This is a genomic window from Rhizobium hidalgonense, assembly GCF_002914525.1.
In the GTDB taxonomy this organism is placed as follows: Bacteria; Pseudomonadota; Alphaproteobacteria; order Rhizobiales; family Rhizobiaceae; genus Rhizobium; species Rhizobium hidalgonense.
The window spans coordinates 117,545-133,948 of sequence record NZ_LODW01000043.1; the positions used below are offsets into that span (position 1 = coordinate 117,545).

The window sequence follows — 16,404 nt, forward strand, 5'->3', positions numbered from 1 at the left end:
CGGAGATGGGGGAGAACGGGTCGCAGACGACTGTCCCACCCGCCGGTTCCCTCAATCGCGACCGTCGCAACGCCGGCCCGCGCCCTCACGCAGGTCGAACGACCCGCTGGTGCGCAAGCCGGCGCCGCTCGTTCGCAATTGCGGATGCGTCATCCGCCTGCGGCCGGGGAGGGGTCTTCGGGATGAAGACGAGAAGGGACGGCAACAGGCCGTACCAGGAAACCCTAAAAGGATATTCCTATGCATCTCATATCCATCGATCCCCGCGCCCTCAAGGAAAACCCGAACAAGGCTCGTCGCTCGAAATCCTCCGCGCAGGCAGATGCCGTGCTGCTCGCCTCGATCAAGGCCGTCGGCATCGTGCAGCCGCCTGTCGTCTCTGCGGCGCCGGATGGTAGCAACGGGTTCGTGATCGACGCCGGGCACCGCCGTGTGGCCCAGGCGATCGAAGCGGATCTGCCAGAAATCCTCGTGCTCGTCGATGACGGCGGTCACGCCGACGGCGCCATCCGCTCGGTCGTCGAAAACATTGTCCGCGAACCGCTGAACCCGGTCGACCAGTGGCGCGCCATCGAGCGTTTGGTCGCACTCGGATGGACCGAGGAATCGATCGCGCTGGCTCTGGCGCTTGCCGTCCGCCAGATCCGCAAGCTGCGCCTGCTCGCCAATATCCTGCCGGCGATGCTCGATCAGATGGCGCGTGGCGACATGCCGAACGAGCAGCAATTGCGCACCATCGCGGCCGCCAGCCAGGAAGAGCAGGCGGAGGTCTGGAAGAAGTACAAGCCGAAGAAGCAGGATCCGCAGACCCCCTGGTGGGACATCGCCCGGGCGCTGACGAAAACCCGGATGCTTGCCAAGGATGCGAGCTTCGGCGACGAGCTTACCACCGCCTATGGGATCGTCTGGCAGGAGGATCTCTTCGCGCCGGCAGACCAGGACGGGCGATACACCACCGATGTCGAGGCCTTTCTCGGCGCCCAGCAGGAATGGCTTTCCAACAACCTGCCGAAACGCGGCGCGATAATTGAGGTCAACGACTGGGGTCAGCCCAAGCTTCCCGCAAAGGCGAGCCAGGTTTACGGCAAGCCGGGCAAGGGCGACAGCACCGGCTGGTACATCAACCCGCGTGACGGCTCCGTTCAGTCCGTCGCCTATCGCTTGCCTGAGACGAAGAAGAAGGCGGCCGTGGGCGAGAGCGATGCCGATACGGCGCAGGACCCGATCGAGACGCCGAAGGCCCGGCCCGACGTCAGCCAGAAGGGTCTCGATATGATCGGCGACCTGCGTACCGACGCGCTGCATGAGGCGCTCGCCCGCGCTCCGATTGAGGACGACACGCTGATGGCATTGCTAATCCTCGGCTTTGCCGGCACCAATGTCACGATCGCCAGCGGCTCTTCCGATAACCCCTATGGCCATGCGAACGGCCGCAAGCATGCGGCGCGGTTTATCGGCGAGGATGGAAAGCTCCACTTTGACCGGGACACGCTGCAGCAGGTGGCGAGGTCGCTGCTGGTCGATGTGATGTCATGCCGCCGCAACCGATCCGATAGCGGTTTGGCGGCACGCATTGCCGGTGACGCTATCGGCGCCGATGCCTTTCTGCCCAATATGGCGACCCAGGAATTCCTGTCCTGCCTGTCGCGCGGGGCACTGGAGGCGGCAGCCGAGGCGTCGGATGTGCCGGTCCGGATCAAGGTCAAGGACACCCGCGCGGCCCTGGTCGAGCATTTTGCCGATGGCAGCTTCATCCATCCAGCGTCTACGATCGCCCCTACTGCCGACGAGGTCTCCGCCTGGGCTGCCCGTTTTGCTCCGACAGGTTCGGGCGACGACAGGTCGGGGGCCGAGACCACCGGTGACGTCGAAGGCGAAGTGCCCGAGGCAGCCGTGGCCGATGTCGAAACGGTCGACGACCAGCGGAAGACGGCGAAGAGGACGAACCCGCCGGCTTCCGCGAAGCGGCCGAATAGCGCTTCGCATCCAGATTCCACACGCGCCGCCGGCTCCCCGGCGGCGTTTCCATTTCCGCTCATCGGACAGGAGCATACGATGTCCAACAGAATCTCCATCGAATATGGTCGCACGCGCGACGGAGTGCTGGCCGCGCGGGTCGGCAACCAGGCCTTCGCGATGATGCCGACGGACAACGGCCATCACATCGTCAAGGCGTGGGGTTTGCCCGGCACCATCGGGGACTGGACGGCCGCAGATTTTTATGGCGGGGGCCACCGTCCAGTTGACGAGGCAGGGTTTCGCGAATGCGTCGAAGGGTGGGCTGCCCACCAACGGCAACTGGCAGTTCTGGGCCGGTCCTCGACCTTGGCGTTGCGCTCTACGCCCTGGGGCAGTCTCAGCACGCGGTCGTTTATGGCCAGGGTATTGTTTTCCACCACACGGCCAGCCATGGAGGCTTTGAGCTCACCGCGGATCGGAACACCGGGATCCATCTTCTGCTGCGATCTGACAACGGCTTCTATGAAGAAGACTGCGCGTGGGCCGCGGTCGCAGCCGCGTTCCCCGAACTCTTCACGGACTGGAACGCGGCGATGCGGATGAGATCCTGAAACAGGTTTACCCTGACGCTTGGGAAACAATCCACGGCGCGACGCTTCCGCGAGGCCAGTCCAGGGCGAAGGACCGTCGATCCTTTGATGCGGAAAACGCCGAACGCTGGATCGTCATTTCGGCGATCCTTTCAACCCAGAACCCCGGCTTTGTCGAGTGCATCGCAACGCTCGGCGGGCGGCGAGGCGGCAAGTCCATCGGCGGCAAGTCGGGCGAGCTCGTCGAGCGGCGTTTCCTGGTCGCGGAGGACCGCTATGATATCGGTGAGTTCGGCTACGTCATCGACGAAGAGCAGGACCAGCCATATGACGGCCCATCGAGCTTTGTCGGTTCATCGCCGCAGTAGTTCGTGCCGGGCATTCGACTGACGCTCCGACTGAACCGGATCCGCGTCAGCTGGCGTCGACGTCATCGGCAACCGCATCCGAAAAATCGGACTTGATACCGCCGCATCATCGACCATCGCCGGTCGGCGAATGGGAGGCAGGCGGTCCGCGCCCGCGAACAACCATTCAGCAGATGCCGGTCCGTTCCTGATCTGAGGAGCACTGTCACCAGTCTTGCGAGTTGTCTCTCGGGTTTGCTGCGGTCTGAACCGGACTCGCCCCGGTCAAAGGCCGCGTGCCTCGCCGCGTTGCGGCAGTCTCGATGCGCGCTGCGCAAGGCGGGCCCGCGTTTTCCGCCGACCGCCCTGCTGGTCCGCGGCCTCCGCAACCCCGCCCCGCTTGCTCTCATCGTCCTGGCCTTGGGCCGGGCCGCTTGCCCGGTTCCTGTCGACCGCACCCGAGGGACAGCACGCAAGAAACGCTCTCGGGCTTTGCTCAACCAGACGAGGACAAGACCATGGCATCGCTTAACCGTTCCGCTCCGAAAGCCCGCCCTTCCGCCCAACGCGCCACCACCCTTGAGATGGTCCGCCACGCATGCCCCGACAGCGTCCAGGCGATCCGGATCTCGGAAAGCTTCGGTCTTCCCGTTGTCGACAGCGACGGAATTCGAGACCTTCATCGTCAACAACTGATCGACAGCGCCGACGCGCTGAAGGATGGGCTCGGCGGCAAGGCGATGCAGATCCACATGCAGCGCATCGTCGGCTCGTTCGTCGGTTCGGCCTACGGCGCCGGGCAATTCTACAGCCGGTCCGTGACCGAAGCGCGCGATCTCACCACGAAACTCGCCAACGAGTTCCGCGACGAAGATCTGGACGGTCCCGTTGGCTTCGACAGCCGAGCCCAGCGAAAGCGCGAATTCGCCGCCGATATGGGCCTGCAGGCCCACGTCCTGCGCATGGCCGCTGAAGGCGCGGTGTCCGCCTACGAGGACATCACCGGCGAGACGTGGAAGCCCTATGAACGCGGCTCGATCGCAACGCCGACCGCCTCGCTGGATCAGAAGGCCGCCTCGCTTCAAATGTCAGCCTTCGACTGACGCCTCCCTTCCCAGCATGTCCAGGGCCGGCCACGCCGGCCCTTTTTGCTGTTTGAGCTCAGGCGCTGACCGCAGCCCGTCCCGGAGCGCGGTCTAGCCTCGCCCGGACAGCAGAAGCGCAACGGCACGCCGTCCTCCACTGGCGTTCCGGCCCGCCTCCCAGCATGGCACCCGTGGTCCAGGTCCAAGCGGGTGCGCAGCAGCCGGCCTCGTCTTTTTCGACCGCCGTGACGAACCGCGATCGGCGCGGTGTCGAAGAGGAAGGAAAAGACGATGAAAAAGCCAATGAAACCGTCTGGCCAGACCGGCGCAGCACGCCCGGACGTTTACACGCGGATCACCGACATCATGGTCGCTCAGATGGAGCAGGGCGTGCGCCCCTGGGTCCAGCCGTGGAGTGCCATACGCCTGGCAGGAAACGTGTCGCGGCCGCATCGCTTCAACGGCGAACCCTATTCGGGCATCAATGTCCTGCTCCTCTGGTCGGAGGCCACCAGCCGTGGCTTTGCCGCCAGCACATGGATGACATTTCGCCAGGCGCTGGAGCTTGGCGGCAATGTGCGCAAAGGCGAGACCGGCTCGATGGTCGTCTATGCCAACCGCATCAAGAAAACCGGAACCGACGCCAACGGTGACGACGTCGAGCAGGAGATCCCGTTCCTGAAGGCCTATACCGTCTTCAATATCGAACAGATCGAAGGGCTGCCTGCGCGTTACGGTGCATCGCCGAACACGCCGGCCTTCACACCCGTGGAACGGCTGGAGCATGCCGACGCCTTCTTTCTGGCAACGGGCGCAGTAATCCGTCATGGCGGCAACGCAGCCTTTTATGCCCCCGGACAGGATCTGATCCAGATGCCGCCCATTGAGGCGTTTCGTGATGTGGAGAGCTATTATGCGACCTTGGCGCATGAGGAAATCCACTGGGCGGGTGCCTCGCACCGGCTCAACCGCGATCTCTCAAGGTATGCAAAAGATCGCACGGAGCGTGCCCGCGAAGAACTGATCGCCGAACTTGGCAGTTGCTTCCTTTGTGCCGACCTCGGTATCGCGCCGGAGCTCGAGCCGCGGCCGGATCACGCGTCCTATTTGAAGTCCTGGTTATCGGTCCTTGCCAATGACAAGCGGGCGATCTTCCAGGCGGCAGCCCATGCGCAACGCGCCGTGAGCTTCTTGCATTCGTTGCAACCGGGAGCGGATGTGAAAGTCGCGGCCTAACGCTTATCTTGTCCCGCCCAAACCGGGATTGATGAAGATCAGGGACGCCGCCTTGGGCGGAGCATTCACCTATCGGGAACGGGGGCCACGACTAACGCACGTCGAACCTCGCGAGCATCTTGCGCAATTGCGCGTTCTGCTCGACGAGCTTCCTTGCCAGCTGACGCCGCAACGCATCGACCTCAGCGTCAAGGTCGGCCATTTCATCCGTGAGGGATCTCGGGCCGGCGGCGATGGCAGGAGCTTCATCTAAAGCTGTACCGATCCAGCCCAACGGCTCCGTGATCGACGCGACCCTCTTCCGCCGCGTGGACGCTGCCTTGGTCGTTGCCTTGGCAGCCTCCGTCCCCGGGTAAGCAGGCGATGTTCCCTCGGCCTGCCCCGTGGTAGCGAGGTTTGCGGGCTCGTCGTCACCGACTGCGACCGCAGGAGCGTCTTCAACTGATGCCGCTGTTCGGGCTTCAGTCGGATCGGTATCGGACTGGGGTCGGCTTGCCTCGACTTGCGTCTCGGAGCCGCGATCAGCGGCGCGGTCGAATGCCGTCGCATCGAGGCCAGGTTGTTCCTCCTCGGGCACAGGCTTGTATTCGAGGGCGATGCTCTTCGGTGCGACTGCTGAGCTCTCGTCATGACCATGTGTTTTCGGCTTACGCGACACCAGGTCAGCTACAAATCTCCATGGCTTTCTCATTGCATTCAACCTTCAAAGCATGGTGGCGGGACATCGCCGCGGTCATTCATTGTTACCAAGGCCGCATTGATCTTCGCCCAGTCTGACGAAAGATCGACGGCGCCGTCGTATGGAAATACGTGGCGCCGCTCAAAACGGAATTCAGGCCTTGCCAAGGCGCTTGCGCAGATCTTCATTTTCGGCGCGCAGCTTTTCGGAGAGCTCCTTGCGAAGCTGCTTATTCTCCTCCTCAAGCTTGATAAGGTCGGCGATATCGTCGATGACGTCAGCCGCGGTAGAGACCGGAGCGGAAGCAGCGGCTTTGGCTCGAGGCGCGCGAGTGGCGGCCGCCTTCGGCGCGGCAACTGCCTTTTCAGCCTTGACCGGAGCCGCCTTGGAGCCACGCTTCGCACGCGTCTTCTTGCCCGGCTTTTCGGCAGGTGCAGCGATGGCATCGACGGAGCTGGCTTCGGCGGCGGCTTTCGGCGTCCGTGGCTTGCGGGTCTTCTTTTCAGCGGCAGCTACGGCCGGCGCTTCGGTCGTGGCAGTGGTCTCAATCGTGGTTTCGTCAGCCATCAGTGTTCTCCTCTGTTAGGCGGGCCAAGCATTTGTTTCGTCGTCATTTAAAGTCAATGCGGAGAACTGCGTTTTCACGTGCATTCGGCGTTTGCGGCGCAGCCATGTACGAATTCCTTTGATTGCGCGACAAGGGACCGATCTATAGCCGCCTCGATGAGGCACGTCTGACCAAAGAGCGGCTGCGCCTCGATCGATTTCCCGCAACGGCCACAATCACTCTCTTACCCTTGTCGGCTGCGCTGCCTGGTGAGAACATACCTCGATCGGCTCTTCAGGCTCACGGTGAAAGCGAACCGGTTGCAGCAAACTACAGGCTTGCGCGAACCGCATAGATTACGTATTTTACGTAATTGGCTGGAGGTGCCTATGAAGCAGTTTTCGTTTTCCGATATGAACCGGGCCTCGGGTGAGATCCTGGAGGCAGCCTTGATCGAGCCGGTCGCGCTCACCAAGCGCGGCAAGGAAAAGCTCGTCATCCTGACGGCGGAACAGTATCGAAAGCTCGTCGGCGGCTCGCACACGGTGGCCTACGGACTCGACGATGCACCGGATGCCGTCCATGCGGAGCTGATGACCGGCCTCGACGCGTTGCTTGAGGACGATCATGTTTAATGCGGGCGACGTCGTCCGCTTCCATTACCTCTGGAAGCGACAGGCGGATGCCGGCGAGGAGAGTGGCCGCAAGGCTCGCCCGGTCTGCGTCGTTGTGCGGACACCAGCCGTCCCGGGCGCCGTTTTCCTGTTTGCCATTACTTCACAGGTCCCCTCCGAGGATCGCCTGTTTCTGTCGATCAGCCAGATGGAATGCCGCCGCGCCGGCCTCGATTTTCCGTGCTGGATCATTCTCGACGAATATAACCGTGTCGAGCTCGACAAGGCTTTCGACTTCGAAACGGGTAGGCCACTTGGCAGCTTCAGCCCGGCCTTCCTGAAAAAGATCGCCGGCATCGTCAAGCAAGCGGCGGCGAGCCGCAGGCTGGCGGCAGTGAACCGTTCCTAGCCAGTGGCGCCGTCGGGTCCTATGCCAACCGCACCGATCTCATCCGCGACGCCCTGAATTCCAGAGTGGCAAATTGGACCGAATCCGAGCCGGACGGGCCTTGGAGCGCTTCGATTGCAGGGATATTCCGGAAAACACCGTCCAGATCCGCGCCCGCCCTGACGGAGCCATTGTCTGACCCTTCCCCAAGCAACGGCTCGCCCACCGCGGTCTCGATGCGGCTTGTCTGACCAAAAACCGTCTCGCAAGCTCGGCTCGATCGTCTTCCCGCAACGGCCTGCTCGTTTTCTTCCCCTGGCCACGCCCACCCCACATGACGGGTCATGTGGGGACCCCGGATCTGCGGCCATTCCTCGCGACACAAGAAAGCCTCGGCCAAAGGCCGTCCTTCACTTCGTTGCGGCCCCAAGGGGTGCGGCCCGATCGTTTCCGGTCTCATCGACAGCCATCGAGACCGCGATGGGCGCGGCCCGAGCAACTGAAAAGGATCACCACAATGGCAACCATCGGCTCTTTCACCGCTTCCGAAAACGGCTTCTCCGGCACCATCAAGACCCTCAACCTCAACGTCAAGGCCAAGATCGTCCGCGTCGAACGCTCCTCCGACGACGCACCGGATTTCAGGGTTCTGGCGGGCAATGTTGAATTCGGCGCCGGCTGGCAGAAACAGGCCCGGGAGAGCGAGCGCGACTACATCTCGGTCAAGCTCGACGACCCGAGCTTCCCCGCCCCGATCTATGCAACGCTGACCGAAGTCCAGGGACAGGAAGGCCTGCAGCTAATCTGGTCGCGCAGCACGCGCCGCTGACGAACTGATAAAAGCCCCGCTCGCTCGGACCGGGGCTTTCGTCATGTCACTTGTTGAGCGCGTCCTTCAGTGCCTTGGCCGGCGTAAAGGCTAGCTTCTTGGCCGCGGCAACCTTGATTGTCGCGCCGGTCGCAGGATTGCGTGCTTCGCGCTCCGGCGTTTCCTTTACCTTGAACTTGCCGAAGCCTGGTAGGGAGGTTTCGTTGCCGGCCACCGCAGCTTCGGTAATAGAGGCGATCACCGCCTCGACGATGGCTTTCCCCTGCGCCTTTGTAAGGCTATGGTCGATCGCGATCTTGTCGGCGATTTCGTTGGTCGTGGTCATCTTCGTCTCCGCATCGTTTCAGATGCAGAATCCCTGCCATTACTGACCCGAGCTGTCATCGACACGCTGCGGCAAATGGCGCGGAAAGCCCGGGATCTCCACAGTTATTCAGATCACATGTGAGTAAACCGAAGTGCGGGCATCGAGCCCGCCTTCGATTTTGGGTGCGATACGGAGAGGAATATCTGCTCAGTCCCTCCGAGGGTGCCATGTGTGCATGACGGCCTCAAGGACGAGCGGTTCCCCCAATTTTTCCTCCGCTTCGGTTCCCTGCGCTTCGACAAAATCGGCACCCCCACTCGCCGCCGCTGGCGGTCGCGTTCCGCGATCCCTGACCCCGCCACGCCCCCATGACCGCGCGCGTCATCTTTCACAAACGTCAAGGAGATGACGACGATGCTTCTGGAGCAACAGATTGAAGAGCTTCGCCTCGAACTGCGCGAAGCAATCGACCCGGTGGAGCGCCGCGAGATCGAAACCGAACTGGAGCTGGCCAGCGCCGAGCTGGCTGTGATCACCGCAGAGCAAGAGGGCGAAATCGACGCCGAGCCACCCTTCTGAGGGCGGCTTTTGCCATCGCCTTGCCTGACGCGCCGGCCGCCGCCTCAGGCTCGAAGGTTCGGCACGCCGAATGCCGCCTGCGATCCTCAGGCAATCGTCTCTCGCGAGAGATGCGATCTGGGGCCGTAGCCGCGCCTCCGCTTCTGCCGAAGGAGTTTGAGGAAGAGCCCGACCGCTTCCTCCTCACTCTCAAAATGACGTACCAGTCTTTGGCCGCTGGCGCCGATGCGGCCCCACCGGCGGATCAGACATGCTTCGCCAAACAGGTCGGGCTCGATCGACATCGCATAATAGCGCGCCATGTTCTTCCTGGCGTCCGTGCGTTCGACATATAGCTGGTAGGGCTGCGCGATCATAACAGGCAGAATCAGACAAGGCAGACTCCGCGTCCAACGAGATATTTGAATCGGTCGGTGTTCATCGATTCACGCCGATGATGGATTGTCGGGTTGAGGCTGATTGGGCGAGCCGCCTGTGGCGGACGGTGCTATGAGCTGCGCTCACCGAACCGCTTGCGGGTTTCGTCCCATTCGGGTGACGCCCCTCTCGCGGCCGCCGCTCGGGCGGCGGATTATTCCAAGGCAATGGTCGAGCATCGGCAGCATGGCCGGCTGGACGCCGGGTACGGACACGGCGCCTGGGGCGCCGTGGTCTATCTCTCTCTGACGTCCCATTGTGCACCCGCCACTCCGGCGTCAAGGACTGCGCGGCCCCTCCAATTTTCAGCCACCGTCCCTTCGGGCCATTGCCAGAAAATCGGTTCCTCCGCTTGCCGCCTTTGGCGGCCGCGTTCCGCGATCCTTGACCCCTCGCGGCTACGGTGCGGCCTCCTTTCGTCAGAGACAGAAAGGAGACAATACGATGTCCGATGACTGGTACTACACTCATCAACTCGCGGCGCTTTCAGGATTCAAGCTCGTGGTCCTTGCGAACCGGATCGGCTGCGCCGACGAATTCTCGCGGATGCTGCACGACAGCTTGGCAGACGGCCTTGAACACGCAATCCGACGGACACGATCCATCCTGGCGCTGGAGCGCGAGCTCGCATGGAAACCGGATCCCGAAGGCTTCGCCGCGTTCCTGCTTCAAGGGGAACAAGAGTGCCTCGACAGATTCCGGATCATACTTCTCGACGAACTTGAAATTGACTACTTCACCTATGAGTACCGTATCAACAATGGCGATTGGCATTCAGCGCTGTCGGCGGACTGCGACGGCATCCAGATCTGCTATCCCTGCACCATCGACATGACCGAGGCAGAGCTGGGCGGGCTCGGTCCAATCATCCGCGATATCTCCCGCGAGACTGGCATCGGCATCAGCGCCGCCCGTGTCGTCTACGATTGATGCTCGGCGAGAGACGGCTTGGCCGTCTCTCGCGATCTTCCGTTCCCTTGACCGCTTGCCGGCATCGAGCCTGCGCGCGATCTTGAGGGGAGAGACTTGCCGCCTCTCCCCTCAAACACCCCTCTCCATGCGGTGCGGGTCGAGACCCGCCCGGCCTTTCGGGCCGGTAGGCGGACGCTGCCGCGACTTCCTCAAACAAGACGGAGGAGAGGATCACCGTGCGCTTCGCCCTCATGCTAGGGCATCCGCTCCCGGTGATCCTCTCCTCCTGCGGTGCGCTCGCCGTCTCATCGTTCGCATGCCATCGATGCCGGCTCCCTTCGGTCACGGACATCACGGCAGCTCACGACGACAGCTCGCTTCAGCATCTCTCACCAAATCGGCCCCGCCACCGCGCTGTTCCTCCGGCGCGGATCACAGGCTTGCGCCTGTGATCGCTGTTGCTTTGTCTGACGACTCGCAACAGCATGGCGCCTCGGGCACGGCGTCCGGGCCGATTTGGTGAGAGATGGCAGGATAGGCTATTGGTATACCAATAGCCGTTTCGCCCGAGGGGCGATTGTCGCTATGGCGAGCCGGCGACGGAGGCGTCGCCCATTTCCCGTCGATCCAGAGAAGAGACACCACCGCGAAGAGGCGTCGGGCCCACGGGCAAGTTGGGGCGGGTGACCGCTTGGGTCATCGACGGCCGGATGCGATCGGGAACAACATATTTTCGGCGAATAGGTGAATGCGCGAATGAGCGAACAGGCGAAATGCCGATCCGCCGATTCAGCAATTGGGTGGTTGGGTAGATCGGCAAGTCGGTGAACAGGGGTCTGAGCGCATCGGTCTTTGAGAGAATAAGGCGCTCGGTGAATCAGCACATGTGTGAACCGGCGAATAGGTGTTTGCGCAAATGGGCGAATAGGTGACACGCCGATCCGCCGAATGATCAATTAGGCGATTGGGTAAATCGGCGTATGAGCGAACGGGGGTTTACGCGTATCGGCGGATGAGTGAATGCGCGACTCAGCGAATAGGTGGCTGTGCGAATGAGCGAATAGGGAAATCGCCGATCTGCCGGATGGGCTTTTTAGGGGTAGTGTGCGGGAGGTTCTGCAAAAATCCGTTGAGGATCTGAGCGGCCATGGCAGGCTGGTGATGTCTAACGTCACCAACTCCGTAGGAGCCCCACCATGACCAGGAGTGAGAATAAACCATCGATAGCCGCCGTCAAAGATTTGATGCGTGCGACCGGGACGCGTTGCGCAGGATTGTGCAGGATCTGCTGCAAGAGATGCTGGAAGGCGAGATGACCGAGGCGCTCGGCGCCGCGAAGAGTGAACGGGCTGAGGCCCGGATCGGCTATCGGTCCGGGCATTACAATCGGACTCTGATCACGCGGGTCGGCAAGCTCGAACTGCGGGTGCCGCAGGACCGCGATGGGCGGTTTTCAACTGAGCTGTTTGAGCGCTATCAACGCTCCGAACAGACGCTGGTAGCGTCACTGGCAGAGATGTACGTTCAGGGCGTTTCGACCCGGAAGGTGAAGGCGATCACCGAAGAGCTATGCGGCCACAGCTTCTCCGCCTCGACCATATCGGCGATCAACAAGCGACTGGACGAGAGCTTGACGGCCTTTGCCCAACGTCGGCTGGACGAGCCGTTCGCCTAACTCATCATCGATGCGAAGTACGAAAAGGTCCGCCAGGCAGGTGTAGTTCGCTCGTGCGCCGTGCTCGTCGCGCTCGGGGTCGATTGGGAAGGGCGTCGTCAGATCCTTGCAGTCGAGCTTGCCAACCGAGAGAGCCACTCGTCGTGGAAGGAATTCCTGCTCGGCCTCAAACAGCGCGGACTGCACGGTGTCGAATACATCGTTGCCGATGACCATGCCGGCTTGCGCGCGGCCGTTCGCGAGGTTCTGCCCGACGCATGGTTCCAGCGCTGCTATGTCCACTTCCTTCGCAACGCACTCGATCACCTGCCGCGCAAAGCAGACGACGATTGCCTCCAGGAACTGCGTTGGATCTATGATCGCCGTGAATTGTCAGAGGCCAAGAGCGACCTCGCTGCTTGGCTGAGGAAATGGTCACCGCGATATCCCAAACTCGCGAGCTGGGCGGAGGAGGCCATCGAGGAGACTTTCACTTTCTACCGGCTACCGCGCCAGCACCACAAACACATGAAATCTACCAACATGCTCGAGCGCTTCAATGAGGAGATCAAACGCAGGACCATCGTGCTGCGCATCTTCCCCAACGAGGACAGTTGCCTCCGCCTCATCCGCTCGCTCGCCGTGGAGACCCACGAAAACTGGCTCGAGGCCAACCGCTATCTCAACATGAACGACTTGAAGGAGATGAAGAAAGCCGATCTACGTCAAGCAGCCTGACCAGCAGGCCAAGCCGCTATTTGCAGGACTTGCCGTACACGACCTTTTTAGGCAACTGGCATCGGGCGATGAAATGTACCCAGGTCCCGCCAGCGAACGCACCTTTCATGAGTTCTGAGGGCGGGTTTACTGCACGGCGCATTTCGGCAACGCGTCAGGGTTCGGACTTGTGAAACCTCTACCGGTTGCAAATAATTATACTGAAGTATAAGTATCACGCGACGCCGGTTTTCGCCCTCTGCTCGGCTGGTCCAGCTGCCAATCCTCCGTTTGATGAACGCAGGTTTTTCGATGACACACAGCCGATCTCTCCTGACCAAGGAATGGTACAAGGTCCCGCTTTGCGTCGACTGTCCGAGCTGCGGCGCGCAAACGCGATCTGCCGGCATCGTTGTGGGGCCGTCGAGCTTGATTGGAGATCCCGTCGACTCCGCCGAAAACGATATCCTGACGAGGACCCCGGCTTTACTGGACGGGTTTGCATTTGTCGAAACGCTGAGCGGTCGAACTCAAAATATCGAGCGCTTCGTCGTCAACCGCTTCCATAGCATATTCGCTTTCAGAAACGATTGCTTGATGCCGATTTGTGAGCATTGCACCGAGGGTCTCGCACCGCCGACGATCCGGTCTTCAGTGATGAATGGTTTCGTGCGTTTGGGGCAGAGGCGGCTGCTCGTGAATGAACGGGTGCTGATCTTCGCGTCGAACGCGGTCCTGACAGAGTTTCGCGGCGGCACATCGATCGAGGAAACCGATTTCCCGTATCCCGACTACGCGGTTGTGCTCGTCTGCGACACGGAGAGCCCAGGTGGCGATAGCGGTACACTCGAATTGTGGCATAGCATCGCGTGCAACGACTACGCCATTCTTGTCAGGGGGCATGACGGTCGCGAGGTACTTCGCGACGCCGTCAACGACGATTTGGCCAGTGTGGTGGCCACCGTCTCCGATCTTGGCTTGGTGCTGACACAGCTTCATCTCGCGCAGGCGTCGTCACCATATTGCGCGCTTGCCCGCGATCTCTTTCTCAAAGCGCTCGGCGATGCCGGGTATCAGCAGGAATATCAGGAGGCGGATCATGCAGATCTCTAGAGCACTATCGCGACTTCTCGCCATTCCGCTCGTTCTTTCGGGATGCGCGCAATTACCGCCACCAGCGCGGCCGTCGCCGGCACCACCATTTGCATATCTGAGCCTCACAGCCTGCCGAGACTATCGAAGCAATATCGTCGAGTGCCAGCTGGAATATGGCACGAAGTTTGGGCGGCATCGCCTTGGCCCGGTACAAGAGGTCGCGCTCGCCCTGGCGACCGATCGTGAGGACGTTCGGTATCAGGTATCGTCGTGCTCGCCCGCGCCGAGAGTCCAGCGGCAGTTGCCAAATTTCGTGTGCCGAATCTATGGCACTCAATCAGGAGCTGATGTCGGCTCTGTGTTGATCAAGGGTGGTACGGCGGTTCGCCTCGCGCGAATTCTTGGCGATCGGGAACAATTTGAATACCGGTGGACGCCTGACCCGTGGTCGCGCCTAAGGGATTGAAGTTTCTTGTGAATTTTTTGGCGCAGAAGGCGCAACTCTCCGAGAATTATACTCAAGTGCAATTTTTCGGTTGATTTCCAGGCCGGGATACAGTTCAAACTATTATACCGCAGTATAATTCATGAACTGGTTTGGCCATGTTTCTCAGTCCGCTTTCTCCCCTCCAGAGACCGCAAACCGAATGGTCGCGACACGTTTTTTGGCCAGCACTTACATCTGTTGTTATCCTGACGTCTTTCACCGCCAGTACCGGGAAGGGCGGTCAGTTTATCGTAGCCGCGCCACCGCCTCAGCGAGGCGACCGGCTGCGCTCTGTTGACAACTTCAAATCAGGCGTCGCTCCAACCCAGCCGAGTTTGGCTGCCGTGGGCGCGGCGACCAAGGTGAGCGTAGCCTCGCCGCCGGCAATCGATTGGACCAATTTCTCACAGCGGATCGGTGAACCCGACACTGCCGAAAAGATGACGCCCAGCCTGTCTCCACTGGGGACAAATGTGGTCGACACGATGGAAAGCAGCCTTGACGCGCGAGGCACGGCCTCGAGCGGAGCTGCCGGAGCCAAATCAGGCGTTTATTCGTCGATCGGCGTTTTTTCCGCTGATGATCAGCCGGTGATCGCGCCCGCCAACCAGGCAGGCGAGCCTCGCAAGAGCAGCGCGGCGGCCGGAGCGCGACCTGACCTCATTGCCCAAATGCCCCAGGAGTATACCGCGCTTGCCATAAAGATCGCCGTCGAAGAGGGCGTCGATCCGAACTGGGTGCTGTCGATCATGCGCGCCGAGAATGGCGATTTCGATCCCGAACTGGTCAGTGCCGCTGGCGCCATCGGCCTGATGCAGGTCATGCCGAAGATTGGGAAGGCTTTCGGCGCTGCCGACCTTACGGATCCCGAGCAGAATATCCGTGCCGGTACCCGCTTCCTGCGCCTCCTCATCGACAAATATCGCAATCCGGTTCTCGTCGCCTCCGCCTACAATGCCGGCGAACCCCGCGTCGACGCGCGTCATTCCTTGCCGCTGATTCAGGAGACGGCTGACTATGTGGCGCGGGCCGTTGGCTACTACACGGGTACATCGTCACCTTCATCAGCTTCAAGCACTGCCAACGCAGCTCCGTCCGCCCCGGCCCCTGGTCGTCCTACAGGTCGGGCTGATCGGGCTAGATCCCCAATGCTTGTCTTTTCCATTTTAGGCACGCCCGTGGCGGCGAGCCGCAGCCAAGAGGAGGCCGCCGCAATCCCATTCGGCGGCCCGGTAAAAATCGTCAAGGAAGAGGTGCTCCCATGAATCGTTCCGAATATGCAGTCCAGATCCTCGTCGTCTACGGGCGCGCGGTCTGGTACTCGCTGATGAGACAAAAGTGGATCGGCAATGCCGCAGTCATCGTCACCGCCAGCCTGATCCTCCTCATCAGTCAATTTGAGCCAGCCGCTGCGCAAAATCTCGATGCGTTGCAGAACGCCGCCGACCGGCTGGTACAATTCTTTACCGGGCCCTTCGGCCGCTCGGTCGGGGCGATCGCCTTCATCGGAATGTTTCTGGCGGCAGCCTTCGGATACTGGTCCTGGGGCGCGCTGCTTCGCGTCGGCGGAAGCCTTGCCGGCATGTTTGCCGCCGCCGAACTCGTCGACTTCCTGGCTGGCGGCGGATCCTGATCATGGCCGGGTCGACAAGCAATGCAGACGGTGGCGACGACTATATCGAGTGCCACCCCGTCATTCTCGCGCTCACCCGGCCGCCGACCGTGATGGGCATACCCTACACCTATTTTCTAGCGGAATGCTTTGTCTCGCTGATGGTGTTCATGATCTTGGGCTCGATCCTCTGGTTTCCGGTCTCCTTCGTCATCCTGCACACCATCCTCTATGTGCTCACAGTCAAGCTCGACCTCTGGTTCTTCGACATCGTCGGGAGGCTCAGCCTGTGCGGCATCAACCCGCTCGGCCGTCGGCTCGGCGGCGGCATCCGAACCTACGGAGTTTGA

General features: G+C 61.4%; 15 protein-coding genes and 3 pseudogenes. 14 read left to right on the top strand and 4 right to left on the bottom strand.

All coding sequences use genetic code 11. The annotated features are described in order from the left end of the window. Nucleotides 1–240: 240 nt before the first annotated feature. From ATY29_RS06035 to ATY29_RS06050, 4 genes and pseudogenes are all read left to right on the top strand, one after another. Nucleotides 241–1,938 (top strand): annotated as a pseudogene (locus ATY29_RS06035) (ParB N-terminal domain-containing protein); the annotation flags it as partial. A 326-nt stretch (nucleotides 1,939–2,264) separates the two neighbouring features. Further along, nucleotides 2,265–2,917: pseudogene (locus tag ATY29_RS38470) on the top strand (DUF7007 domain-containing protein). Between the two features lie 497 nt (nucleotides 2,918–3,414). After that, on the top strand, nucleotides 3,415–3,999 hold the full coding sequence (locus tag ATY29_RS06045) for a hypothetical protein (RefSeq protein WP_077991651.1): 585 nt from the start codon (nucleotides 3,415–3,417) through the stop codon (nucleotides 3,997–3,999). Between the two features lie 285 nt (nucleotides 4,000–4,284). Further along, complete coding sequence (locus ATY29_RS06050; RefSeq protein ID WP_077991712.1) at nucleotides 4,285–5,217, top strand: ArdC family protein; 933 nt, start codon at nucleotides 4,285–4,287, stop codon at nucleotides 5,215–5,217. 91 nt (nucleotides 5,218–5,308) lie between these two features. Here ATY29_RS06050 and ATY29_RS06055 read toward each other — a convergent pair whose 3' ends face one another. Both ATY29_RS06055 and ATY29_RS06060 read right to left on the bottom strand, forming a co-directional pair. Continuing rightward, a complete protein-coding gene (locus tag ATY29_RS06055) occupies nucleotides 5,309–5,875 on the bottom strand; it encodes a hypothetical protein (protein WP_146053991.1) in 567 nt (188 codons plus the stop codon). Between the two features lie 174 nt (nucleotides 5,876–6,049). Beyond that, nucleotides 6,050–6,463: a hypothetical protein gene (locus ATY29_RS06060; RefSeq protein WP_077991647.1), complete on the bottom strand. Its 414-nt coding sequence runs from the start codon at nucleotides 6,461–6,463 to the stop codon at nucleotides 6,050–6,052. Nucleotides 6,464–6,832: 369 nt separating this feature from the next. Here ATY29_RS06060 and ATY29_RS06065 point away from each other — a divergent pair, with 369 nt between their 5' ends. The 3 genes from ATY29_RS06065 to ATY29_RS06080 all read left to right on the top strand — a co-directional run bounded on the left by ATY29_RS06065 (nucleotide 6,833) and on the right by ATY29_RS06080 (nucleotide 8,274). After that, nucleotides 6,833–7,078: a type II toxin-antitoxin system prevent-host-death family antitoxin gene (locus ATY29_RS06065; RefSeq protein ID WP_077991644.1), complete on the top strand. Its 246-nt coding sequence runs from the start codon at nucleotides 6,833–6,835 to the stop codon at nucleotides 7,076–7,078. After that, nucleotides 7,071–7,466, top strand: coding sequence for a hypothetical protein (locus tag ATY29_RS06070; protein ID WP_077991642.1), 396 nt, complete (start codon nucleotides 7,071–7,073; stop codon nucleotides 7,464–7,466). The genes ATY29_RS06065 and ATY29_RS06070 overlap by 8 nt, the downstream gene beginning before the upstream one ends. Nucleotides 7,467–7,962: 496 nt before the next feature. Then, complete coding sequence (locus ATY29_RS06080; RefSeq protein ID WP_077991631.1) at nucleotides 7,963–8,274, top strand: DUF736 domain-containing protein; 312 nt, start codon at nucleotides 7,963–7,965, stop codon at nucleotides 8,272–8,274. Nucleotides 8,275–8,320: 46 nt separating this feature from the next. On the opposite strand, the gene ATY29_RS06085 is transcribed toward ATY29_RS06080, so the two are convergent. After that, a complete protein-coding gene (locus ATY29_RS06085; protein WP_077991628.1) occupies nucleotides 8,321–8,599 on the bottom strand; it encodes an HU family DNA-binding protein in 279 nt (92 codons plus the stop codon). A gap of 396 nt (nucleotides 8,600–8,995) precedes the next feature. Here ATY29_RS06085 and ATY29_RS36745 point away from each other — a divergent pair, with 396 nt between their 5' ends. Then, nucleotides 8,996–9,160, top strand: a complete 165-nt coding sequence (locus ATY29_RS36745) for a hypothetical protein (protein ID WP_165779399.1) — start codon at nucleotides 8,996–8,998, stop codon at nucleotides 9,158–9,160. An 86-nt stretch (nucleotides 9,161–9,246) separates the two neighbouring features. Here the strand turns inward: ATY29_RS36745 and ATY29_RS06095 are convergent, their stop codons facing one another. Then, nucleotides 9,247–9,516 (bottom strand): WGR domain-containing protein, encoded by a 270-nt coding sequence (locus ATY29_RS06095; RefSeq protein ID WP_077991624.1) that lies wholly within the window; start codon nucleotides 9,514–9,516, stop codon nucleotides 9,247–9,249. A 505-nt stretch (nucleotides 9,517–10,021) separates the two neighbouring features. Between ATY29_RS06095 and ATY29_RS06105 the strand changes: the two genes are divergently transcribed. From ATY29_RS06105 to ATY29_RS06130, 6 genes and pseudogenes are all read left to right on the top strand, one after another. Next, on the top strand, nucleotides 10,022–10,507 hold the full coding sequence (locus ATY29_RS06105; RefSeq protein WP_077991622.1) for a hypothetical protein: 486 nt from the start codon (nucleotides 10,022–10,024) through the stop codon (nucleotides 10,505–10,507). 1,178 nt (nucleotides 10,508–11,685) lie between these two features. Next, nucleotides 11,686–12,881: pseudogene (locus ATY29_RS06110) on the top strand (IS256 family transposase). A 291-nt stretch (nucleotides 12,882–13,172) separates the two neighbouring features. After that, on the top strand, nucleotides 13,173–13,973 hold the full coding sequence (locus tag ATY29_RS06115) for a hypothetical protein (RefSeq protein ID WP_077991710.1): 801 nt from the start codon (nucleotides 13,173–13,175) through the stop codon (nucleotides 13,971–13,973). Between the two features lie 813 nt (nucleotides 13,974–14,786). Next, the gene (locus ATY29_RS06120; protein WP_244597353.1) at nucleotides 14,787–15,707 is read left to right on the top strand and encodes a lytic transglycosylase domain-containing protein; all 921 of its coding nucleotides are present in this window, start codon (nucleotides 14,787–14,789) and stop codon (nucleotides 15,705–15,707) included. Further along, nucleotides 15,704–16,075 (top strand): TrbC/VirB2 family protein, encoded by a 372-nt coding sequence (locus ATY29_RS06125; RefSeq protein ID WP_077991620.1) that lies wholly within the window; start codon nucleotides 15,704–15,706, stop codon nucleotides 16,073–16,075. Before ATY29_RS06120 ends, ATY29_RS06125 begins: the two co-directional genes overlap by 4 nt. Before the next feature lie 2 nt (nucleotides 16,076–16,077). Continuing rightward, entirely contained in the window at nucleotides 16,078–16,404 is a 327-nt protein-coding gene (locus ATY29_RS06130; protein ID WP_077991619.1) for a VirB3 family type IV secretion system protein, read from the top strand.